Below are 15897 nucleotides of genomic sequence, written 5' to 3' on the forward strand. Positions count from 1 at the left end.
CCATCGCTCATTTCGCCGACGTCACCTCGACCGTTCCGGTGGCGCTGCGGCCGTAGCGCGAGGGATTGTACATGTCCTCGACGTAGGCCTGCGGCAGCACATATTTGCCCGGCGACACCGCGCGCACGACATAGGCCACCGTGAACACCGACTTGTCGTTGGCGGCACGATCGATCGCCGCGGTGAAGCGGTCATCGCGGAACTCGGTGTTCTTGGCCTCGACGCCATCCTCGATCCAGTCAAGCGTGCCGGAATCGCCCGACGACACCAGATGCGGATTGTCGATCTCGAGACCGGCCGGGAGATAGTCGGCCACCATGATGTGCCCGAACTCCGGCTTGGCCTCTGTGACCTTCAGGACAACCGCGAAGCGATCGTTCTGCCTGGCCTTGGTGACATCGGCCGGCTTGCCGTCGAGCGTGTAGTACGCGCGCTCGATCTTGAAGCCGTTGGAGGCCGCGGGCTCCGGCGTGACCGGCGAGCCCGACACCGAGATCACTGCCTGCACCGGGGCGTCGCCGGTGTTGGTAATCTTGAGCGGCTGGCCCGTCATCTCCTCGGCCTTGTAGCTGCGATAGACCGCGGTCTTGACCGGCTGGCCGTTGATGTCGAGCGCCAGCGTCTCCTTCGCGAGCGCGCGCGCCGCCAGCACCATCCATGCATTCTCCTGCGTGGAGGTGTAGGGCGTCAGCCCCCGCGCCGCTTCCACCCGCAGGACAGCCTGCGTCAGCGTCGCGCGCGGCGCGTTGCCTTCGCCGGCGAGCGAGACCAGTGCTGCCGCATCGCGCAGCGCCGAGCCGTAGTCGACCCGGCCGAACTCGAGCACCGGCTTCGGATTCAGCGCGTCGAGCGCGGCACTATACACCCGCTCCGCGCGGGCCTTGTCGCCGACCAGCGCCAGCGCCGCGGCCAGCTGCGCCTTGGCGATCGGTGTCGCCAGATTGTTCAGCTTGGTGTCGGCCAGATAGCGCAGGTCGCCGATCGGCGCGGCGCCATTCCTGGCGAGCACGTAGAGGCCGTAGGCGAGATCGCGGCCGCCGTCCTTCTCGGGCTCGTTGGCGTTCACCACCGAGTTCCTGACACGGTCGAGCGCGCTCTTGAACAGCACGTCCGGCACCGCAAAACCCTTTTCGCGGGCGCGCGTCAGGAAATCAGTGACATAGGCATCGAGCCAGGCGTCGTCACCGCCTGCCGACCACAGACCGAACGAGCCGTTCGAGCCCTGACGCGCCAGGAGCCGATCGATCGCGTCGCGGATCCGCTGGTCGACGGCCATGTCCATCGCGAGATGCGCGCCGGCGGCGAGATCGTTGACATAGAGCAGCGGCAGCGCGCGGCTCGTGATCTGCTCAGAGCAGCCATACGGATAGCGGTCGAGCGCCTTCAGGATCGTCGCGGCATCGAGCGCCGTCGAGAGGCTCGCCGAGATCGACACGCTGCCGGTGCCCGGGACAAGATCGGAGAACATGTCCGAGGTCAGCGTCAGGCTCTCGCCTTTCGCCAGTGTCCGGATCGAGCGCCGTGCCAGCACTTGCGTTGCCGGCTTGACGTCGAGCGCATAATGCCGCGCCAGCGTCAGGCCGTTCGGCCCGGAGATATCGACATCGAATTCGGCGCGCCCGGCGCCGCCGGCCTCGAGCCCGAGCGACAGTGAGCCGCGCTGCCTGGCGGCGAGCTTCACCGTCGTGGTCGGGTTGCCCGAAACCTTGACCGGGCCACTCGCCTTGATGCTGACGGCATAATCGCCGGCCGAGCCTTCGACATTGTCGATGTCCATGCTCATGGTGCCCTTGTCACCCGTCAGCAGGAAGCGCGGCAGCGTCGCGGTCAGCACCACGGGGTCGCGCACGGTCACGTCGGTCGTTGCACGGCCGAGCTTGGTCGCGCTCCAGGCCACCGCCATCACCCGCGCAGTGCCGGCGAAGTCGGGGATGTCGAAGCTCACCTCCGCGGTGCCGTCGGGCCCGACCGTGACGATGCCGGAATAGAGCGCGAGCGGCTTCTGCGTCGGCGGCGAGCCCTGCAGCTCGGCGCCGCCGGCATCGCCGCCGGTCCTGATCTGGCCGCGGGTGCCCTGCATGCCGTCGATCAACTGGCCGTAGAGGTCGCGGATCTCGGCGGTCAGGCGGCGCTGGCCGAGATAGTAATCGTCCGGCGCCGGCGGCTTGTAATTGGTCAGGTTGAGGATGCCGACGTCGACCGCCGCGATCACCACCTTGGCGTCCTCGCCCGGGCTGAGTCCGCCGAGCTTGACCGGGATCTTGAGCGTCGAGCCCGGCCGCACCAGCGCGGGCGGCGACAGCTCGACGGCCAGCGTGCGGGCCTTCTTGTCGATCCCGAACCATTTCAGCCCGATGGCGCGGCCCGGCATGCGCCCGGCGGCGACATCGAGCGGACGGCGCAGCGTCGTCATCACATAGGCCCCGGTGCCCCAATCCTTGCCGACCGGGATCTTGACCTGCTGGGTGCCTTCCTTGACGTCGACGCTTTGCGTGGTCAGCAGGCGGTCGCCCAGCACATAGACCGACAGCTTGCCGGCGGTGCGCGCATTCACCGACACCGTCATCGTATCGCCGGAGGCGTATTCCGGCTTGTCGATCGAGGTCTCCAGCAGATCCGGCGTGTCGGCGCTACCGTCGGAATACCAGCCGACGTCGAACTGCACCGAGGTGAGCGGGCCGTCGGCGCCGGTCGATTTGACGTCGAGCCGGTAGCGGCCGGGCTGCGGCTGGAACGTCAGCCGCATCGGCTTGTCGGCCGCAAGGTTGACGTCCCCGTCGGCGACGCGGCGGGTCGACTTGACCGGCTCGTATTCCCAGGACGAATTCTGCCGGTACCACTGGTAACGCGACTCCAGCTTCAACAGCTCGTAGCGCAGCCCGTCGCGCGGCAACCGCTTGCCGTCGGGGGCGACGAACACGACGTCGAACTCGGCCTTGTCGCCCTCCGCGACGCTCTTGTCGCCGAACAGCGGCTTGACGCCGATCAGCGAGGTCGCGGGCGCCACCGGCAGCACGATCTTGCGCTCGACCGCGCGGCCGCCGGTCTCCGCCATGCGGATGAAGATCTGGGCCTCCTGCGGCCGGGTCGAGGTCGGCGCCTTGTCGAGCTTCACCGGGAAAGTCGCCGCGCCATTGGCATCGGCCTCCGGAAGGTCCTCGATCGGGGTCCGCTCGTTGCTCGCGGTCTCCTCGTCCTCGACACCGAACTGGTAGCCGGGATAGCCCGGCCGCCCGGACGCTGCGGGCGCGACCAGCATGTCGCCTTCGAGCTGCAAGCCCGAGGTCGGCGCGCCATAGAGGAAATGGCCGCTCACTTGAAGTTCTACCGGAACTTCAGCCCTGATCATTTTGTCCTTGGTCGTGAGATCGAATTCGATCCGCTCGGCGATATAATCTTCGACCATGAAGGTGGTTTCGCCGACCGAATTGCCCTTGGGGTCGGCGAAGACGCGGACCCGCCAGGTTCCTGCCGACACCGCCGAATTTAGCGCGACCGCCAGTGTCCGGCCGCCGGCGCCCTGGTCGGGCAGTAAGGCGCGGCGGAACTCGACGCCATCCGGCCGCTCGATCACCATGGTCAACGGCGTCCCGGTCAGGGCATTGCCCTGCCCATCGCGCAGCAGCGCGGTCAGATAGACCGTCTCGTTGGAGCGGTAGACACCACGCTCGGCGTAGACGAAGGCGTCGGCACCAGCGGGAATCGCGCGGCCCGCGACGCCGCGGTCGGTGAGGTCGAAGGCATTGGTCTTCAAACTCAGGAAGGCATAGTCCGCCTTGTCGTTGGTGACCGTGAGCAGCGCTGGAGACAGGCCGCCCTCGCCGCGGGCCAATCCGGACTCGAACAGCACGTGGCCGGCCGCATCGGTCCTGCGGGTCGCCAGGATCTCGTTGTTGCGGGCGACCAGCTTCACCTCGGCGTTGGCGACCGGATCGGTCGAGGCCAGCGAGTTGACGAAGACGTGGATACCGTCATTGCCGGAGAAAGCCGACAGGCCCATGTCCGAGACGATGAACCATTGCGTCGCCAGCGTGCCGTCCTCGTCGCTTCCCGGCCCCTTCGCGGCGGCGGTCATGACATAGACGCCCGGCTGCAGGTCGCCGAGTGCCTGGTCGACCGGAAATGCGGTGACCACGTCCTGGTTCAGCGTGGTGGCGGTCGCAAGCTCGCCGGACCACACCTTGACGCCGCGCTGGTCGCCGAGCTCGGAGAGCTGGTAGCGGCTCAGCGCGCTCTGGAAGTCGGAATCGATCACCGTGTTGATCAAATTGCGGTCGCCGATCCGGAACACGTCGATCTTGGCCGCCGGCGTGTTGACGCTGACCACCGGGATACCGCGCTGCCCTGTCCGCGGCAGCACATAGGCGCGTCCGGTAAAGCGCACGAACGGCTTGCGGTCGCGGACATAGATGTTGAACTCGGCCGACTTCGGCAGCGTCTCCTTGACCGTCGACGGCAGTCCGGCGCGCAGATTGATATTGTAGCGCTCGCCGTGCTTCAGCCCGTCGACGCAGAGCTGCTTGCCTTCCGCCGACAGCGCCGGCTTATCCGTGCCGGCCAGCGCCAGGAACGGCGCGAAATCGACCCGTTTCGCCAGTTCCTCGGAGAATTGGAAGCAGGCCCGCGGTGAGGCCGAGTCGGAATCGACGGTATAATCGAGCAGCCGGAAGCCGTGCTCGTCGCGCATCTTCTCATATTGGCCGCGGACGTCGGCGACCTCGCGCAGGTCGAGCGACAGGCGGAGCGCATCCAGCGCCGGACGCCACAGCTTGCGCTCCGACAGCGCTCTTCCGAGCACGGCCAGCGCATCCGCCTCCTCGCCCGGATTGCCGGCGCGCTGATAGGCGATGTAGGCCGCAGTCGAGGCGCGCTCCATCAGGAAGGTCTGCTCGCTCGAGCTCGCCGAGCGGATCTGGAAGATCGTCTTGGCCAGCCGCAGCCAGTTCGCGCCGTCCTCCGGCGTGGTCGCGGCGATCTGGCCGAGGGTCTGCAGGCCGGAGCGGACATCATTCCGCCTGAACGCGGCGTCGGCGTCGGTCCGCAGGCTCGCGGACGGCTTGTTGACCGGCCCCGCCTCGCTCTTGATCTGGGCCTCCAGCTTGATTGCGGAATCGGCCAGGTCGTCGCGCGTGAAGGCCTTGTCCGCGGCCTGGGCAACACCAAAGCTCACGCCAAGCGCCAGCGCGGCGCAAACTGCGGCGGCACGAACCAAACCGATCATGATGGAGCTCCTGAAGGGCCCGCGGACAAGCGCCGCATGGGGCTGAAAAGTGCGCGAAAAGGTGACGGAGTAAAGGCGCCGAAATGACCGAACAAAAACATCACAGACTGCAGCCGTTTGACCAGATCGGGCGGCCGAATCCTGCCGCCACGGTGAGCTGGGCCCGCGGACCGGGCGGCCCCCCTGCTCGCCTTTGTCGCCCGACCACAAAAATCGGTTCGGACGGACTTGGCGGAAAAGCGGATTTTTCATATTGGCGGTGCTAGAAGACGGCCACGGTCCCGTAGCTCAACTGGATAGAGTAGCGGATTTCTACTCCGCGGGTTGCAGGTTCGAATCCTGCCGGGATCGCCAGCTTTGTGCGATCCGCTTCGACGCGACGGCCGGTTCGGCCTCAGCTTCCTGGCCTTTGCCGCAAGCCGTCTGACCGACGAGAAGGCGCTCCGGCTTGTCGTCTCTCGCCGCCGCCAATCTTGCGATCTAGGGTTCTCTTAACCACGAATGGGGGACTCCCCCCGAGATAGCGAACCGATCGCTCCCCATTCGCATTGTACCGGACCATGCGTACCGCGCGTCATTTGGTCGTCCTTGCGGCGTGTGGCGCAGCCGTCTTCGCTGCGCCGATGGGAATCGCCGTTGCACAGCAGGTCCAGGCCGGAACGCTTGAGTGTCGTGGCGGCCCCGACACCGGGTTCGTTCTGGGCTCGGTGACCAATCTCAATTGCGTGCTGCATGTCGATAGCTCGCCGGATAGTCGCTATGTCGCAGCCATTCAGAATTTCGAAGTCTTCATCGGCGAAAGGGACGTCGCACTGAATTGGAAGGTGATGGCACCCGTGCCATGGCTCGGGATCGACGATCTCGTCGGCACTTACACGCACGCCGGCGACGGCTCCAATGTTCTGGTCGGCGGCGCAAATGCCACGATCACATTACGTCCGTTGACCGAGCGGAATGAAGCCTCAGCACCGCCCGCGAACATCGAAAACCTGGAGATTCGACCGATGGATCGAGGATCCTGATCGCCGCCCCGCGCTATCGGCCTCGTGGCAAAAGGCGAGGCCCGTGCCGGCTTCATCACCAACACGGCCGGCTATGCCAACGAGCCGACTATTCTACATTCCGTGGCTCTCAAATACCTTCCGGCAGCTTCTGCTCAACCTCGTTCGGTGTTGCTGCAAGCACTGTTGAACCGCGTTGTCATCGGCGAGATCCTTGCGGCAAAATCGCTGTGCATCTCGCCTGCACGCCTGCTGCTCCTGTGGTGATCCCATGTGCCCCTGAGCCCAGGACGATGACGTCCCAATCAGCAACGCAACAGCGGCGAGCATTAGCTGGCGCATCGACCTTCTCCCTTGGTCCGTGACACAACACTTCCGAACGCGGGATAAGGCGCGAACCTATCGCGCGGTTCCCTCGGTTGGGCGAGGAATCGACCCACCGGACGAACGCAGGCTTGTCGCGCTGTACCGCGACCGACATCACCGAGCGTCCGAAGAGCGCTCCCGTCGCGTATAGCTTGGAGATGCTTGGGCGCGCAGCAATCGCATCGCGCTTGATCTGGTTGGTCTCAGCGCTTCCGGATGGGAATACTTCAGAGAAGATGGGCCCTTGCACTCGACCGAGCGAGGTAATCCCGTTTCCCCAATTGCGGACCCATTGGACTGGCCGTCTAATCGCGCGGCGAGCAAAGCTGGCGTGAGCCTCCCCGGCTTATCCGGCCCTCGGAAGCGGGCCACCTACTTCGGAAGCACAGGCGGGTGGCCCGCGAGGGCCCCCCCCCCCCCGCTCGCGTTCCAGATTCTGACCGGCGCGCGGGCGATTGCTTTCAGGGTTGGGGAATGCGGTAACCCATCCCGTCAATAGGCCCCTTGATGTCCCAGTTTAAAGTTCGGCCGCACGTCGGCGCAGCGCTTACCGCAGACAGAGCAGACGAGCCGCGGCTCGATATCGGAGAGCCGCAGATCGTTGCTCCAGCGGTCCGCCATGAGTGCGATCGAGTGGCTGCACGCGTAATCCGAACAGAAGACCAGCACTCCGCGCACGCCTGCCGTGTGCATCTCGCCGAGGGTGATCTTTTGAGGGCGCCTCATACCCAATGATCGCTCCGATAGCGCGCGGCGAGAAGCCGCCAGCAATCGCGGCGATGATGCTCCGGCAAACAAGGGATTGGTCAAGGCGCGACGAACGTTGTTTCATTGGGCTGAGCAAGCATTGATAGGGCAGCCTGCTCTTCGGCAAGGCGCTGATCGATGAAGTGGCGTTCGACGTCCGAGAGTCGGGTCTGGAGCAAGCCGCGATAGCGCGCGATGTTATTTTCGTGCGCGCGTTGCCGAGCCAATTTCTCATCAGTCATATCGCCGCAAGCGCTTGTTTTCATCACTTTCCCCAACGCAACGCAGAGCTGGACTGAAAGGCGGTAAACATTCCGGCGGGGCTAGCGAACGGCCTCGACGTGACCGGGACACCCCGGTCAAGAGCACCGGAAGCCGTCCACCATCCCATGGGCGCTCTGTACGAGCAGCAAGCACTGTACTGGGAAAAGCGGCAATGGGAGATGTGATTTCGGGATACCCCGTTCGGGCGGGTTCATGGCGGAAATCTTCGTGGTCCGCGGCGCGACGAGATGGCTACGCTTGAATGGACGGCCGTGGAGGTCCACTCAGCCCGGGAGCCGCGAGCCGTCATGTCCAATTCAGAACAACAACGCAGACTACCGAACTGCTTAAGGGGCTGCTCCCGCCCTGGTGCACAGCGGCCAAGGATCGCAATGGTTACGAAAATCGGACGAATGATCAAACGTTTGCCGACACATGTTGCTGACATCAGAGAGAACCCGCGATGGCTGCCGATGTTTGCGCTCGGACGCGTGCCGCGGCTCGTCCTCGAAATCAGCTTCGGCGTCAGCGGAAAGCTGCACCGCCGTTTTCATGGCGAGCCGGTCGTTCACTAACATTCGGGGGAAGACACGAGGGCCAGGCGCATCCGACGCTGCGGAGGATCGCGGCGAAGTCAGAAAGAACGGAAACAGCGTTTCCGCCCGCCGGGCTCGTGGCGACTGACTATCCTCCTCGCCCAACCATGGACGAAGCCCGGTCAAGCCATTGGCGCGTCGCCTCGTCGCTCCAGCCAGGCACCGCGAAGCGCGTCGTCGGGGCTGCGGCCGCGGGCGGATGCGTAGACACAGGCTGGCGGGCGCGGGCGTGACGCACCGGTGCGGCGCTCGCGGACGCGCACAGGATGAGCAGCAGACCAAGAGCCAGAACGGAACGCATCGCATTTGCTCCTGACGACCCGTGACGATGACGTGCGAGATTATCACCTTCCCCGGAGCCGCAGACCTTGAGCGCGTCAATCACGTGGTCCTCCCGCAGCCGCGCGTCAGGACCGCGACCTCGCTTCGACGTAACGCTTGAAATTGTTCAGGATGGCCTGCCAGCCGCCGCGCTGCTGCTCGAGCGAATGGGTGTCCTCGCTGTCGAACGCAACCTGCACCTTGACGCCGCTGCCCTCCGGCGTGAATGCAATCTGCGCGGTACGGTCGCCGAAAGAATATTCGAGCAGCCGGGGCGCCTCCACCTTGGTGTAGGTGCCGGCGAAATCAAACCCCATGCTGCCGTCCTTGGCCTCCATCCGCGATGAGAAGGCACCGCCCACGCGCAGGTCGACGGTCGCCGCGGTGGTGTGCCAATCGTCGGAGGCAGCGTTCCACTGCTTGATGTCGTCAGGCGTCGTATAGGCCCGCCAGACCTCGGCGATCGGTGCGGCAACGGTCGTTTCGACGGCGATCGTCACTTGCCTGTCCTCATGATTTGCGGATTTGCCCAGCCGGTGCGCCGGAACCGCGGCCAATCTACGACCTTCCCTCTGATCCACAAAATGCGCCCGACTGCCCCTCCGCCAGCCGGCGGCCGACACAACAATTTCGTCAGGAATGGCCGTGTAAGGATAATGCCGTTGCAAGCCTTGGACGGCCAGAGCCGCGGCCGCCCGAACGACCGCGAGAGAACCCCATGCGGAACCTGAACACCGTCCTGAGCAAGCTGAACGATCGACTGCTGCGGCTGGAGGGCGAGCTGTTCGTCCTGCGGTCGATCGCCAGAGCCTCGCTGACGGCCGGAGATGAATCCGCCGCCCGCACCCGCAAGCTGTTGGAGGGCGCCAAGCTGGCGCTTGCCGATGAAGCCGAGCGGCCGCTCGACAGCGCGACGAGCAAGTACGTTGCGGCCGCCATCGCCATGGTCGATGAGCTGCTCGAGCATCCCCGCGAGGCGGCGCCCCTGTTCAGGGTGATCGACGGCGGCAAGCGGGATGACTAGAGCGTTTTCGAGCGAAGTGGACACCGGTTCGCGTGAAGAAAACGCGTCAAAACAAGAATCTAGAGCTTCGGTTCTGATTCAGTTAGAACCGAAAATGCTCTAGCTTCCGCACGATCACGAAGTCGACATCGATCCTGCGCGACGAAACGGCAAAAATTAACCGGGCCTTAAGTGGTGCATCAGATTTTTCAGAAAGGACAATCCTTTCGTTGAGAAGCCCAAATTATGCCGGTCGTTTTGGAAGTGCGAGACAGCTTGAACCAGTTGCTTCCCAATTATGGCTTTACCCTCGACCCCTGTGAATTCGACGATTACACGGATATTGCGAGGATCATTCTCCAGACCGTGCGCGATGGCGACTGGCGAGCTCACAAAGTTCAATTTTCGATCGGCGGGCGACCGGTTGGGACTGCGACCTACCAGTCCGGCGAGGCCGCGTAAGCGTCAGCGCGCGACCTGAAAGCCACTTCGAGAGCCATCTTGAAGTTCTATGGTGCGCGCCGAATCGCCGCGTCATACCCCTCGATCGTTGCCTTCGCCCTGATTGCGATGTCCGTGGCCGTCATGCCCGGCTTGTAGAGACTGCTGCCGAGACCGAAGGCACGGATGCCGGCCTTCACATAGTCAGCAAAATTCTGGTCGGAGACGCCGCCGACCGCTGCGATCATCAGGTTCGGCGGCAGCACCGCGCGGATCGCGGTGATGCCGGCTGCCCCGAGCACGCTCGCCGGAAAGAACTTCAGGCTCGACGCTTCCGCCTTCGCCGCCAGCAGCGCCTCGGTCGGCGAGAACACGCCGGGCATGGTGACCATTGCGCGCTCGCGAGCGCGCGCCAGCACGTCGACATCGACGTTCGGAGAGACGATCAGCCGGCCGCCGACATCATGGAGACGGTCGACCTCCGCGGCCGTCAACACGGTGCCCGCGCCGATCAGGACATCGGCCGGCGCACGCTTCGCGGCGACCTCGATCGAGCGGAACGGCTCCGGCGAATTCAGCGGAATCTCGATTGCTGTCATGCCCGCCTCGATCAGCGCGCTCACGATACCATCGGCCTCGTCCGGCTTGATGCCGCGCAGGATCGCGACCAGCGGACGCTTCATCGGCGGAAACGGGATACTCATTGCGTTGTCCTTCAGCTCTTCCATATTGCCGCCGCGGCCCTGGACAGGCCGCGACGGACCGCCTCTTCCGCATCGACAAAGCGGAGCGGAATCGAAAGGGTTTCGAACGCCATCTGATAGAGCCGCTGAAGCCGCCCCGACGCAATCAGCGTGACCGGGGTCTCACGCGGACGTTCTGCAAGCCCGGCCGCCAGCTCGAGGCCGATCAATGTGCCCGAGATCGTCTCGCGCGCCGCCGAGGCACTGCCACCGAACAGAAGCTGTCGCGATCGCACGCGAAACAGCAGATTGGCCGCGAGCGCCGGCGCGTTGAAGGCGTCGGTCACGGCTATCCCGAACGCATCTTGGTCAACGGCCTCCCCCGCACCATCGACGGCGTGCGACAGGATCGTCTCGCGCGCGACCGCGCTGAACAGCTCTCCGGTCATGAATGTCGCAAAGCGTTCGACCGTTTCGCCGCGCATGCGCACCCATTTGGAATGCGTTCCCGGCATGCACACGACCGCCTCACCGGCCGCGTCGAAGCCGAGCGCCCCGAGCAGCTGGGTCTCCTCGCCGCGCATCACGTCCGGTGCCGCGGCATCGCGCTGCGCGATCCCCGGCAGGATCCGGATGTCGCGCGCCTGGCCGCCGACCACGACGGCGTGATCGAGCATATCGGACAGATGCGCGGGAGTGTCGATATAGCCGGCCTCGACCCAGCCCTGTCGCGCGCCGGCCATGCCGCAGATCACGACCGGCAGGCCGGCGGCCACGCCGAGTGCATCGAGATGCGATTGCAGCACCGACGCAAAGCCGGGCTTCGCCGCGGCCATCATGCCTTCGTCGCTACGGCGTTGATCCAGGGCGTGGCCGGAGCGATCCATCAGCCACAGCCGGAAACTGCTGGTGCCCCAATCGACGGCGACATATGCGGCACTAGTCATTTCGGCTCGGTTCCGGGGCTCTTGCTGGGACGGATTCGAGGGCAATGGTTAGCACAAAGGCGCGTGGCGCAAGAGCCGTGCCATCTGCCCGACAGGCAATTCAATTTTTGCCTCACACGTCGTGGTGGACGTCCAGCCCTCGCGCGACCAGCATTTCCGCTTTTCAGAAGCGCACCTCAGTCTATGCCACCCCTGAATGCACCGCGCAATGATTTCTTGGCATCGCGAAGGTTGGCTTCGCAGTGTGCGATTGCCTCATTCAACGCGGCGATCATTCTCATCTCTCGATGCAAAGCGGGCTCGGTGTGCCTAGGACCACGGGCCCATAGCTGACTGCACCCTTTGCTCAAGCAGCGAAGATGAACCGTGTGCCCGTGTAGGAGCGCAGAAGCTTGTTCGGAATCTCGGCCTTGGCAATCTCATTGAACGGCTCACCAGTGCAGTGAAGCGGAATTACGTAGTCGATCTCCATACCCTTCAGCGCGGCGATTGTGTCGCGGACATAGTCCTCCTTGTAGGGTGCGAGGTGAAAGCCACCGATCACCGCATGAACTTTGTTGATACCCGAAACGGCTTGGGCCTGTTTGATCGCATTGATTACCCCCCGATGACTGCAAGAGGTCAACACAATCAACCCACGGCCCTTCAAATTGAACGCGGTGGCGATCTCGTGCTGGAACTGGTCCGGGATGACAGCCTTCGTCCGTTCGTCTTCCGGAAGCTTGTCGGCATAACACCCAATGCCGTGGTCCACGCCGATCTTCATGGCACTGGGGGACAGCAGTTTCTCGAAGCTCGTCTGGCCGATGTGTCCCGTGGTAAAGCCGTGATCGGCGACCAACGACGGTCCTTCGGCGTAGGTTACCGCCACGTTCGCGTCTTCCAGCGCTTTCCGATCCAGGGCTCCGAAATCGCCACGCACCGGCGGAGCCGTCCATTCACGCGAGCAGAATGCCTCCTCGCCACCGATATAGATAGGCAGCTCGGCTTTCAGCTTGCCGTTGTTCTTCTTTAGGAATCCGGCGAGACCGCCAAAATGATCGTAGTGACCGTGGCTCAGGACAAGGGCATCAAGCGCGGCCGGATCGATGCCTACGAGATTGGCGTTGTTGACCAGCGCGTCGGGCGTGAATCCGAAATCCATCAGGACATTTCGTGTTTCGCTGCCGCGTCGCGACTCGACGTGCATCGATAGGCCGAACTCGCTGATCAACGTTCTGCCCGGTGGATGGCCACTGCCGATCCCCCAGCCGAAGTGTTCAATCTCGACATCCGATATCTTCCGGCTCGGCGCGACAGCGAATTGATAGCTGTCCACGACCACGCGCACCGCCACACGGTCGATCTCCGGAACCTTACCGACGATCGCTTCTGCGCGTACCGGCTTCCCGCTCCCGATCAGCGTGGCCACAATGGCGCTGAACAGGGCAGCACCGCCACCGCAGACCACATCGCGCCGATGAATTGCGTTGCACAGGCAAATTGACATGGTCAAATCCTCCTTTTGCGTGGTCCTTTGCTGCCGCAAGGTGTCACGCGGAAACGCGCTCCAGGGTGGGAGGCGTTGGGGTGCCGAACACGCCAGCGTCTGGCAGCCCGCACACCGAGGATCAGAGGCATGCTATCTTGTGCTGGACAGCGTGGCGAGTCTCGTTCGGCACAGGCGAGGCCAAGCTCAGTTTCGACATCAAGACAAAAGCGGACGCCATCCGTTCACCGGACTGGGATACAAGCGGGTGACTTGGTCCGGTGGCCCCGATGCAGAGGTGTTGAGCGCCAGCCCGAAAGTCCGCATTTGCAGGCAGTGTGAACCTAGCCGAGCCGGTCGGTCTTTCCGCATTGTGAGTGCGGGCGCGACCTCACTAGGCGCCGCGGCATCCGCCTGGTGTTGCCAATTGGACACGACGGGCAACTCAGCGAAAACCCGTCAAGCCCTCGCGGCAGAAATATTTCTGTTTTTCAGAAGCGCAACTCAGTGTATGAATGGCCCGTCTCACCCGCCTGAGGGGCGCTTCGCGATCGTCACGAGTGTTGGGTCGAGATGCGGTGGACGCCGAAGTCACGGCTGACGAGCGTGGCAGATAGCGGACGGTGAAGTCGTGCAGGCCTGACGCCCTGGTGGCAGGTGTCTCATCAGCAAGGGACAAGCTCTCCTACTGATGACGGTGACAACAAAGCCCAGTCTCGCCGGGGAGAGCACGTATAAGCCGTAACCCATCGCGCAGGGAAAGCCGGGATTGCTCCGGTTTCACCTGTGGTCCTACCTCCCGAGCTTTCCATTTGCTCGGGACCCATGGGTGCGATCGGCACCCGGCTTTCCCTGCGCCCTCTGCGAATTCGGAGAGCGAAACGAACGGCAAGACTCGGGCGTTTCACGCCGCGAGAACGCGGCCTCACGTCCTCCCCGCTGTCTGACATGTGAATCGGATCCCCGCGGTGCCGCCCGCGCACCGTCAGCCTGCAAAAGGCGCTTGCGTCAGCGAACGCACGGATATCAACTACCGTGCACCCTTTAGCGTACAGGACGTTGTACAGGTGGTTACGTTGCCGTGGTCACACTTGATACAGGCGTTAACACACTGCTCCATGACCTTGGGATTGTATTGGCTGTAGAGATTGGCCGCGCAGGCGTTGGTCGATCCAGTGACCTCCGGATCAGACCAGCAACCGGACAGGCAAAGTGCTGCGGCACCCAGAACGGCGACCTTGAGCATAAGGCCTCCTGCCACGTTCCACCGAAGTAACCTTTACCGGTTAGGTTAAGTTCTGGTTTCAATTGCGACCTTATCCGGAAGCAGTATTGCTTATCCACCGGACAATTCCCCAAGGTCCGGGCCCACACCGGCAAAGCCGTCAGGCGCTTTCGCTTGGCGGCTTTGTTTTCCGGTAATGCGAGGATATCAACAGGATGGCTCGAAAGCCGCGCTGGTCGTTCAAGGAAGACCGCCGCCTCATGGAACTGGCTCGCTCCTCCAAGTCGCTCGAGGAGGTCGCCAAGGTCACCGGTCGCTCACCGGAGCGAATCAAGAAGATGGCGATGCGACTCGGGCTGTCGATCAAGCCGCGAGCCGCCAAGAAGTAACCGCAAGGACCCGTTGCCGACCCGGCGGCCCGCTAGGTCCCCGCAGGAGGGCAATCCTCCTTCGCCCGCACGCGAATCGCCTTATTCCCGGCCTCGGCCGTGCGGGTGCAGCTGGTGAACATGAAGGCAACCCGGCTGCATTGCCACTGCGGACCGAGCGCCGCGCTGGAGACCGGTTCCGGCGACGGCAGGCCGAGCACCACGAGGGCCGCCAAGCCGGCGCATGTTACGACCGCCGCGGCGAGCGCCGCACCCTTTCTGGACCACAGCTTGAAGATCATCGCTTTGGTTCCTGTCGATCCCAGGCATCTTGGATCGGCGCACCCGCTTCCCCTATGATCGGGATCACAATCCAGGCCGGTTATTTCGGGTACCGTGGCTACGCCATCTGGGGTCGATACTGCACTGCCGCAAGAACCGTCAGCGCGACGGCTCGATCACATTGCAGTTGGTGCGGCCAGCCATCACACAGTCCTGTATCTTGCTCGCCGAGGTCAGGGCATGGGCGAGCCAGAGCCCAACCGCGAGCATCACGGCCGCCACCAGCAATCCCACCAGCGCGCCGCGGCGGCCGCCACCTTCGTCCGGATCACCCATGATTGCTTCGGTTCCAAGTCATGCCGGGCGCATCATGACCGCTTTGCCCGCTGGCGCGCGATCAAATCTGCAACAGTCGTCAGTTAAAATCGACGGGCCGGGCATCGCCGCCGCAATTCCATTGCACGCAGTGACCCCTTGCGAAAAACTGCTCGCTCAATGAAGCGCGTGTGCGGGGCGTGCCAATGAGCGAACAGGAAACGACCTACGACTTCCATCGCTACAGGCAGTTGCTGTCTGAAGCCGTCGACGAAACCAGCCGGCTGCGGCTGATCGATCTGCTGATCAAGGAAAGGGCCCGTGACAGGCTGGAGGCCCAGCGCATGTCCGACCGGGTCGCGATGACCGCCGAGACGGTCGCCAAGGTCCTGGGCAGCAGCGGCCGCCGCGCGCAGGTCCAGCGCGGCTAGGATGTTCGGCGAATCGCGGTGATCGTTCACTCACCGGCGCCGGTCATTTGCCGGATGCGACCATCGCGATCGCCATCTCGTAGATCAGGAACGCTGATGTCAGCACGCTGATCAGCATCGTTTTGTGCCATTTGCTGCTCACTCATATCTCCCCTGCTTTGCTGTCCTCCCTCGACGCTGGCATTTTCGCCGGGGTTCACTTATTGAAACGCCGAACT

The 15897-nt window shown here is 63.9% G+C and carries 16 protein-coding genes and 1 tRNA gene; 7 read left to right on the forward strand and 10 right to left on the reverse strand.

The features are described 5' to 3' along the window. Positions 1-7: 7 nt before the first annotated feature. Entirely contained in the window at positions 8-5221 is a 5214-nt protein-coding gene (locus tag MTX19_RS20440) for an alpha-2-macroglobulin (RefSeq protein WP_280979024.1), read from the reverse strand. 277 nt (positions 5222-5498) lie between these two features. Between MTX19_RS20440 and MTX19_RS20445 the strand changes: the two genes are divergently transcribed. Together MTX19_RS20445 and MTX19_RS20450 are read left to right on the forward strand one after the other, a co-directional pair. Next, a tRNA-Arg gene (locus tag MTX19_RS20445) sits at positions 5499-5575 on the forward strand. Positions 5576-5781: 206 nt separating this feature from the next. Then, positions 5782-6243, forward strand: coding sequence for a DUF992 domain-containing protein (locus MTX19_RS20450; protein WP_280979025.1), 462 nt, complete (start codon positions 5782-5784; stop codon positions 6241-6243). A 93-nt stretch (positions 6244-6336) separates the two neighbouring features. Here the strand turns inward: MTX19_RS20450 and MTX19_RS20455 are convergent, their stop codons facing one another. The 4 genes from MTX19_RS20455 to MTX19_RS20470 all read right to left on the reverse strand — a co-directional run bounded on the left by MTX19_RS20455 (position 6337) and on the right by MTX19_RS20470 (position 9016). After that, the gene (locus MTX19_RS20455) at positions 6337-6564 is read right to left on the reverse strand and encodes a cysteine rich repeat-containing protein (protein WP_280971696.1); all 228 of its coding nucleotides are present in this window, start codon (positions 6562-6564) and stop codon (positions 6337-6339) included. Positions 6565-7080: 516 nt separating this feature from the next. After that, positions 7081-7314 (reverse strand): hypothetical protein, encoded by a 234-nt coding sequence (locus MTX19_RS20460; protein WP_280984844.1) that lies wholly within the window; start codon positions 7312-7314, stop codon positions 7081-7083. 80 nt (positions 7315-7394) lie between these two features. Next, positions 7395-7601 carry a hypothetical protein gene (locus tag MTX19_RS20465; RefSeq protein WP_280971697.1) on the reverse strand — a complete coding sequence of 69 codons (207 nt, stop codon included), beginning with the start codon at positions 7599-7601 and terminating at the stop codon, positions 7395-7397. 1001 nt (positions 7602-8602) lie between these two features. After that, entirely contained in the window at positions 8603-9016 is a 414-nt protein-coding gene (locus MTX19_RS20470; protein WP_280979026.1) for an SRPBCC family protein, read from the reverse strand. A 218-nt stretch (positions 9017-9234) separates the two neighbouring features. Between MTX19_RS20470 and MTX19_RS20475 the strand changes: the two genes are divergently transcribed. Continuing rightward, positions 9235-9540: a hypothetical protein gene (locus MTX19_RS20475; RefSeq protein WP_280979027.1), complete on the forward strand. Its 306-nt coding sequence runs from the start codon at positions 9235-9237 to the stop codon at positions 9538-9540. Positions 9541-9765: 225 nt separating this feature from the next. Next, positions 9766-9981, forward strand: coding sequence for a hypothetical protein (locus MTX19_RS20480; protein WP_280979028.1), 216 nt, complete (start codon positions 9766-9768; stop codon positions 9979-9981). Between the two features lie 47 nt (positions 9982-10028). Here the strand turns inward: MTX19_RS20480 and MTX19_RS20485 are convergent, their stop codons facing one another. From MTX19_RS20485 to MTX19_RS20495, 3 genes are all read right to left on the reverse strand, one after another. Beyond that, a complete protein-coding gene (locus MTX19_RS20485) occupies positions 10029-10664 on the reverse strand; it encodes a 2-dehydro-3-deoxy-6-phosphogalactonate aldolase (protein WP_280979029.1) in 636 nt (211 codons plus the stop codon). Positions 10665-10675: 11 nt separating this feature from the next. Beyond that, complete coding sequence (locus MTX19_RS20490; protein ID WP_280979030.1) at positions 10676-11590, reverse strand: 2-dehydro-3-deoxygalactonokinase; 915 nt, start codon at positions 11588-11590, stop codon at positions 10676-10678. A 346-nt stretch (positions 11591-11936) separates the two neighbouring features. Further along, complete coding sequence (locus MTX19_RS20495; RefSeq protein ID WP_280979031.1) at positions 11937-13079, reverse strand: MBL fold metallo-hydrolase; 1143 nt, start codon at positions 13077-13079, stop codon at positions 11937-11939. Positions 13080-14498: 1419 nt separating this feature from the next. Between MTX19_RS20495 and MTX19_RS20500 the strand changes: the two genes are divergently transcribed. Then, entirely contained in the window at positions 14499-14672 is a 174-nt protein-coding gene (locus MTX19_RS20500; RefSeq protein WP_280979032.1) for a hypothetical protein, read from the forward strand. A 32-nt stretch (positions 14673-14704) separates the two neighbouring features. Here the strand turns inward: MTX19_RS20500 and MTX19_RS20505 are convergent, their stop codons facing one another. Both MTX19_RS20505 and MTX19_RS20510 read right to left on the reverse strand, forming a co-directional pair. Next, positions 14705-14953 carry a hypothetical protein gene (locus MTX19_RS20505; RefSeq protein ID WP_280979033.1) on the reverse strand — a complete coding sequence of 83 codons (249 nt, stop codon included), beginning with the start codon at positions 14951-14953 and terminating at the stop codon, positions 14705-14707. Between the two features lie 139 nt (positions 14954-15092). Next, positions 15093-15269, reverse strand: coding sequence for a hypothetical protein (locus tag MTX19_RS20510; RefSeq protein ID WP_280979034.1), 177 nt, complete (start codon positions 15267-15269; stop codon positions 15093-15095). Between MTX19_RS20510 and MTX19_RS20515 the strand changes: the two genes are divergently transcribed. Together MTX19_RS20515 and MTX19_RS20520 are read left to right on the forward strand one after the other, a co-directional pair. Continuing rightward, a complete protein-coding gene (locus MTX19_RS20515; RefSeq protein WP_280985438.1) occupies positions 15268-15432 on the forward strand; it encodes a hypothetical protein in 165 nt (54 codons plus the stop codon). The two genes, MTX19_RS20510 and MTX19_RS20515, sit on opposite strands and share 2 nt — an antisense overlap. 22 nt (positions 15433-15454) lie before the next feature. After that, positions 15455-15679 (forward strand): hypothetical protein, encoded by a 225-nt coding sequence (locus tag MTX19_RS20520; RefSeq protein WP_280979035.1) that lies wholly within the window; start codon positions 15455-15457, stop codon positions 15677-15679. The last annotated feature ends 218 nt before the right edge of the window (positions 15680-15897 follow it).

Origin of the sequence: Bradyrhizobium sp. ISRA464, from assembly GCF_029910095.1 — a bacterium.
In the GTDB taxonomy this organism is placed as follows: Bacteria; Pseudomonadota; Alphaproteobacteria; order Rhizobiales; family Xanthobacteraceae; genus Bradyrhizobium.